Here is a 4959-nt window from a genome sequence, read left to right as displayed (position 1 = left end):
CCCCCGCGCCAAGATCGTGCTCGAACCAGGATGTAGTGGCCTTACCGACGCGCCGAGGCCACTACATGCTGGATATTGCACGATCTTGTGACCCGGACGCTCCGCGGAGAGGCATCCGCGGGCATCCCGGGCAGGTCGTCCTCGGCGCGGCCCAGGGCCCGCCCCGTGATCCACTCGGTTTCGGCCGCAACTCGGGTGATCCACTCGGGTTCTTGGAAATTGGGGTATCCCGGACGGCCGGACACCCGACTTCAGGAAACCTGAGTCGATCATGGCGGCTCTGCCGGCGCCCGCGCGACCTTCCCCCCTGGCCCGAGTCGATCATCACGGAAGTCGCGCTTTCCACCTCCCGCGAACACCGCGTTGTCAAGGAAGCCGAGTGGATCAAGCAGCGGGTGCGGACACAGACCACAGCAAGACCCAGTACGGACACAGACCGCCCTGCAAACACGGGCGCGTGACGCCGCCAAGGCGCAGCCAAGGCTGGTCAGCGCCGCTTAGGCGGCCTGCACCCGGTTCGCGCTCTCCAGCCGCGCCGAGTCCGGGGGCTCAGGTGCGCCGGATGGTGCCGGTGGGGTGGGCGGGCTACCCGGTGGCGATGCCATGCCAGCCCGCCAACGGGCCAGCCGCAGCCCGCCAATCGGCCAGTCGGTCAGCGGGCTGCGGCCGGGGGCGGGTCTAGAGGGTCTGCACGGTGGCGATGCGTTCCTCAAGCTGCTCGATGGTGGCCTGGGCGCTCGGCGGACCACCGCAGAGCCGACGCAGCTCGGCATGGATCTTGCCGTGCGGCTGCCCGGTGCGGTGGTGTCGGGCGGCCACCAGAGCGTTCAGTTGGCGCCTGAGCGCCACCCGGCGCTGAGCGGCGCTCATGGGTGCCGGCGGCGCTGCGGTGGGCGCAGCGGCCGGCTGAGCGGCCCGCTCGGCGGTACGACGGCGCTGGGCGGCGAGCTGGGCGGCCTGCCGCTTGGTCAGCAGCAGCGAGACCTGGTCGGCGGTGAGCAGACCGGGCAGCCCGAGGTACTCCTCCTCTTCCGGGGTGCCGGCCTGGGCCGCGGTGCCGAACGAGGCGCCGTCGAAGATCACCTGGTCCAGCTCGGCGGTGGCGGAGAGCGCGGCGAACCGCTTCTCCAACTCCCCGCTGGCCTGGTCGTCGCGCTGCGCCCGTTCCAGCAGGTCGTCGTCGAAGCCGTCGGACTCCTTGGGTTTGCCGAGCACGTGGTCACGCTCGGTCTCCATCTCGCTGGCCAACCCGAGCAGGTGCGGCACGCTGGGCAGGAAGACCGACGCGGTCTCTCCCGGCCGCCGGGCCCGGACGAACCGGCCGATCGCCTGGGCGAAGTAGAGCGGCGTGCTGGCGCTGGTGGCGTAGACCCCGACCGCCAGTCGCGGGATGTCCACCCCCTCGGACACCATCCGCACCGCGACCAGCCAACGCTGGTCGGACGCCGCGAACGTCGCGATCCGGGCGGACGCGCCCTGGTCGTCGGAGAGCACCACCGCGGCCTTCTCGCCGGTCACCTGCTCGATCAGCTTGGCGTACGAGCGGGCGGTCTGCTGGTCGGTGGCGATGATCAGACCACCGGCGTCGCCCATTCCGGCGTTGCGCAGCACGGTGAGTCGGGCGTCGGCGGCGCGCAGCACCTGTGGCATCCAGTCCCCGGCCGGGTCCAGGGCGGTACGCCAGGCCTGCGCCACCAGGTCCTGGGTCATCGGCTCGCCCAGGCGGGCCGCCAACTCCTCTCCCGCGTTGGTCCGCCAGCGGGTCTCACCGGAGTAGGCCAGGAAGAGCACCGGCCGGACGACACCGTCGCGCAGCGCGTCGGAGTAGCCGTACACCGAGTCGGCGCGGGAACGCAGCAGTCCGTCCCCGCCCCGCTCGTAACTGACGAACGGGATCGGGTTGTCGTCGGAGCGGAACGGCGTACCGGTGAGCATCAGCCGGCGTACGGCCGGTTCGAAGGCCGCCTTCACCCCGTCTCCCCAGGACCGGGAGTCGCCGGCGTGGTGGATCTCGTCGAGGATGACCAGGGTGCGTCGGGTCATGGTGCGCCGCCGGTGCACCTGCGGGGCCATCCCGACCTGCGCGTAGGTGACGACCGCGCCGTGGAAGTCGGCCGCCGAGTGCAGGTCGGCGTTGCGGAACGCGGCGTCGAGCTGGATCCCCACCCGGGCCGCGGCTTCGGCCCACTGGTTCTTCAGGTGCTCGGTCGGCGCGACCACGGTGACCGCCTCCACCGTGCCGTCAGCGAGCAGCTCGGCCGCGATCCGCAGGGCGAAGGTGGTCTTGCCAGCGCCCGGCGTGGCGACCGCTGTGAAGTCCTCGCTACGCCGACGCAGGTACTCCACCAGGCCTTGCGCTGCCAGGCGCGCAGGGCCGGGAACGTCTCGAGCACCGGCGTCCGGGCTGCCACGCGAAGCTCCTCTCCGACCGCACGACGCGGACCCCGGGCGAGGGCCACGAGGATCCGCCGCCCATGAAAACGCCTCCGCGCAGAAGCTGCCGCGAAGGCCGACTCAGCATAACCAGCGCGGGCCGCACGGCCCAGGCGACGCCACGCTGGTCACATCCACCGCCCCGGTCCGGCCGGCCTCACCAGTCCCGATCGGTGCGCGGATCGGCTCGACCGGTGCGCGGTGGGCGGAGCGTGGCCACCGGCGCGGACCAGCGTCGACGCAGCGCGATGAGGCGCAGCCCGAAGACCAGCGCGGCGGCGACGGTGAGCGGTGCGGGCTCGGCCTGCCCGGTGACGTACAGCAGCACCACGGTGACCGAGCCGGCCAGTGCGGCCAGCGCGTAGATCTCGCGGCGCAGGACGACCGGGATCTCCGCGGTGAGCAGGTCTCTGCCGAGCCCGCCGCCGATTGCGGTGAGCATGCCGATCAGGCAGGCCCCGACCGCCGGCACCCGGGCGTCGAGCGCCTTGAGCGTGCCGGTCACTGTGAACAGCGCCAGCCCGGCCGCGTCCAGCACCAGGACTGTCGTGCGCAGCCGGGCCAGCTGCGGGTGCAGCCAGAAGACGGCGAGCGCGGTGGTCGCGGCGGTGGCCGCGTACCGCCAGTCGGCGAACGCCAGCGGCGGCACCTCGTCGATGACCAGGTCCCGGAAGATCCCACCGCCGAGGGCGGCCACGAAGCCGACGAACGCCACGCCGAACAGGTCCAGCCGCTTGGCCACCGCCGCCGAGGCCCCGGAGGCGGCGAACACCGCGACCCCGGTCAGGTCGGCGACGAGCAGGGCGGTGGAGGTGGTCACCGCCGCAGGCTACGTCGCCGCCCCAAGCGCCGGCCGAGCTTCACTCGCGGTACGAGTCGTAGATCTCCTTGCACTTGGGGCAGACCGGCGAACCCGGCTTGGCCGCCTTGGTGACCGGGAAGGTCTCGCCGCAGAGGGCGACGACGAAGGTGCCCATGACGGCACTCTCGGCGATCTTCTCCTTGCGGACGTAGTGGAACATCTCGGGACCGGTGTCGGCGTCCTTCAGCTCCGGACGCTCGAGAACCTCTGTGCTCACGTCTGCACCTCCGACCGTCAAGTTTGGCAGGTCATCACGGCCGGGTCCACTTGAGGCCCGGTGCGGCCGGACCCCGTACGGTGCCCGCGTGAATGACTTTCGCATCAGTTGTGGCACCGAGGTCGCCGAGGCCCTGCGTGCCGGCCGACCCGTCGTCGCCCTGGAGAGCACAATCGTCTCGCACGGCCTGCCCCGGCCGGAGAACCTGCGGGTGGCCAGGGAGATCGAGCAGGCGGTCCGGGACGCCGGCGCCGTTCCGGCGACGATCGGCATGATCGGCGGCGAGCTGGTCGTTGGCCTGGACGACGCGCAGCTGACCCGGCTGGCCACTGTCGACGGGGTGACCAAGCTCTCGGTCCGCGACCTCGCGGTGGCCGCCGCGACCGGCGCGGACGGCGCGACCACCGTGGCCGCGACCAGCGCGGTGGCCGCCGCCACCGGCATCGGGGTGTTCGCCACCGGCGGCCTGGGCGGGGTGCACCGGGAGGCCGCGCACACCTTCGACGAGTCGGCGGACCTGGTCACCCTCGCGCAGACCCCGATCGCGGTGGTCTGCGCCGGGGTCAAGTCGATCCTCGACGTCGGTGCCACGCTGGAGCGCCTGGAGACCCTCGGGGTCGCCGTGGTCGGTTACCGCACCCGACGGTTCCCCGGCTTCTACCTCACCGACGCCGGCTTCGACCTGGACTGGTCGGTGGATTCGCCGGAGCAGGTCGCCGCCGTGCTCGCCGCCCGCGACGGGCACGCCGTGCACACCGGCGGGCTGCTCATCGCCAATCCGCTGCCGATCGACGAGCAGCTCGACCCGGAGCTGCACGACCGGACGCTCGCCGACGGCCTGGCCCTGCTGGACCGGGACGGGATCACCGGGAAGGCCGTCACCCCGTACCTGCTCGCGCACTTCCACTCGGCCACCGAGGGGGCGAGCCTGGCGGTGAACGTCCGGATCATCCTGCGCAACGCCGACCTGGCCGCGCGGATCGCGGTCGCCGCGGCGGCCCGCGACACCACCGCCCCGGCATGACCCGACCGGCCCGGGTGGTTGTCGTCGGGGACGTGCTCACCGATGTGGTCGCCGTGCTGTCGGGGCCGCTCGCGGCCGGCTCCGACACCGGTGCCGAGATCAGCCTCGGCGGCGGCGGCCAGGCGGCCAACACCGCCGCCTGGGTCGCCGCGCAGTGGGTCGACGTCACGCTCGTCGGCGCCGTCGGTGCCGACGACGCGGGGCGGGACCGGGTCACCGAGCTGGACCGGGCCGGAGTCGACTGCGCGATCGAACGCGTCGAGGGGCTGCCGACCGGCACAGTCATCGTGTTGGCCCACGACGACGAGCGCACCATGATCAGTCAGCGGGGCGCGAACCTGCGGCTGAGCGCCGGGCACGTCGAACGGGCCCTCGCGGTGCCCCACGCCGGGCATCTGCACCTGTCCGCGTACACCCTGCTGG

The 4959-nt window shown here is 72.7% G+C and carries 4 protein-coding genes and 1 pseudogene; 2 read left to right on the top strand and 3 right to left on the bottom strand.

The features are described from left to right. Positions 1-678 precede the first annotated feature (678 nt). The 3 genes and pseudogenes from JM949_RS33465 to JM949_RS33455 form a co-directional block, all read right to left on the bottom strand. Positions 679-2411 (bottom strand): annotated as a pseudogene (locus tag JM949_RS33465) (DEAD/DEAH box helicase). Between the two features lie 179 nt (positions 2412-2590). Then, complete coding sequence (locus tag JM949_RS33460; protein WP_203152044.1) at positions 2591-3253, bottom strand: trimeric intracellular cation channel family protein; 663 nt, start codon at positions 3251-3253, stop codon at positions 2591-2593. A 40-nt stretch (positions 3254-3293) separates the two neighbouring features. Further along, complete coding sequence (locus JM949_RS33455) at positions 3294-3512, bottom strand: DUF3039 domain-containing protein (protein WP_007456912.1); 219 nt, start codon at positions 3510-3512, stop codon at positions 3294-3296. 88 nt (positions 3513-3600) lie between these two features. On the opposite strand from JM949_RS33455, the gene JM949_RS33450 reads away from it, so the two are divergent. Further along, positions 3601-4536: a pseudouridine-5'-phosphate glycosidase gene (locus JM949_RS33450; RefSeq protein WP_203152043.1), complete on the top strand. Its 936-nt coding sequence runs from the start codon at positions 3601-3603 to the stop codon at positions 4534-4536. Then, a partial coding sequence (locus JM949_RS33445; protein ID WP_203152042.1) for a carbohydrate kinase family protein occupies positions 4533-4959 on the top strand: 427 nt, incomplete at its 3' end. The genes JM949_RS33450 and JM949_RS33445, both read left to right, overlap by 4 nt.

The organism is Micromonospora tarensis, from assembly GCF_016803395.1.
Taxonomy (GTDB): Bacteria; Actinomycetota; Actinomycetes; order Mycobacteriales; family Micromonosporaceae; genus Micromonospora; species Micromonospora tarensis.
Note: the sequence above shows the minus strand (reverse complement) of the source record. Positions and strands in the feature narration are given on the sequence as shown.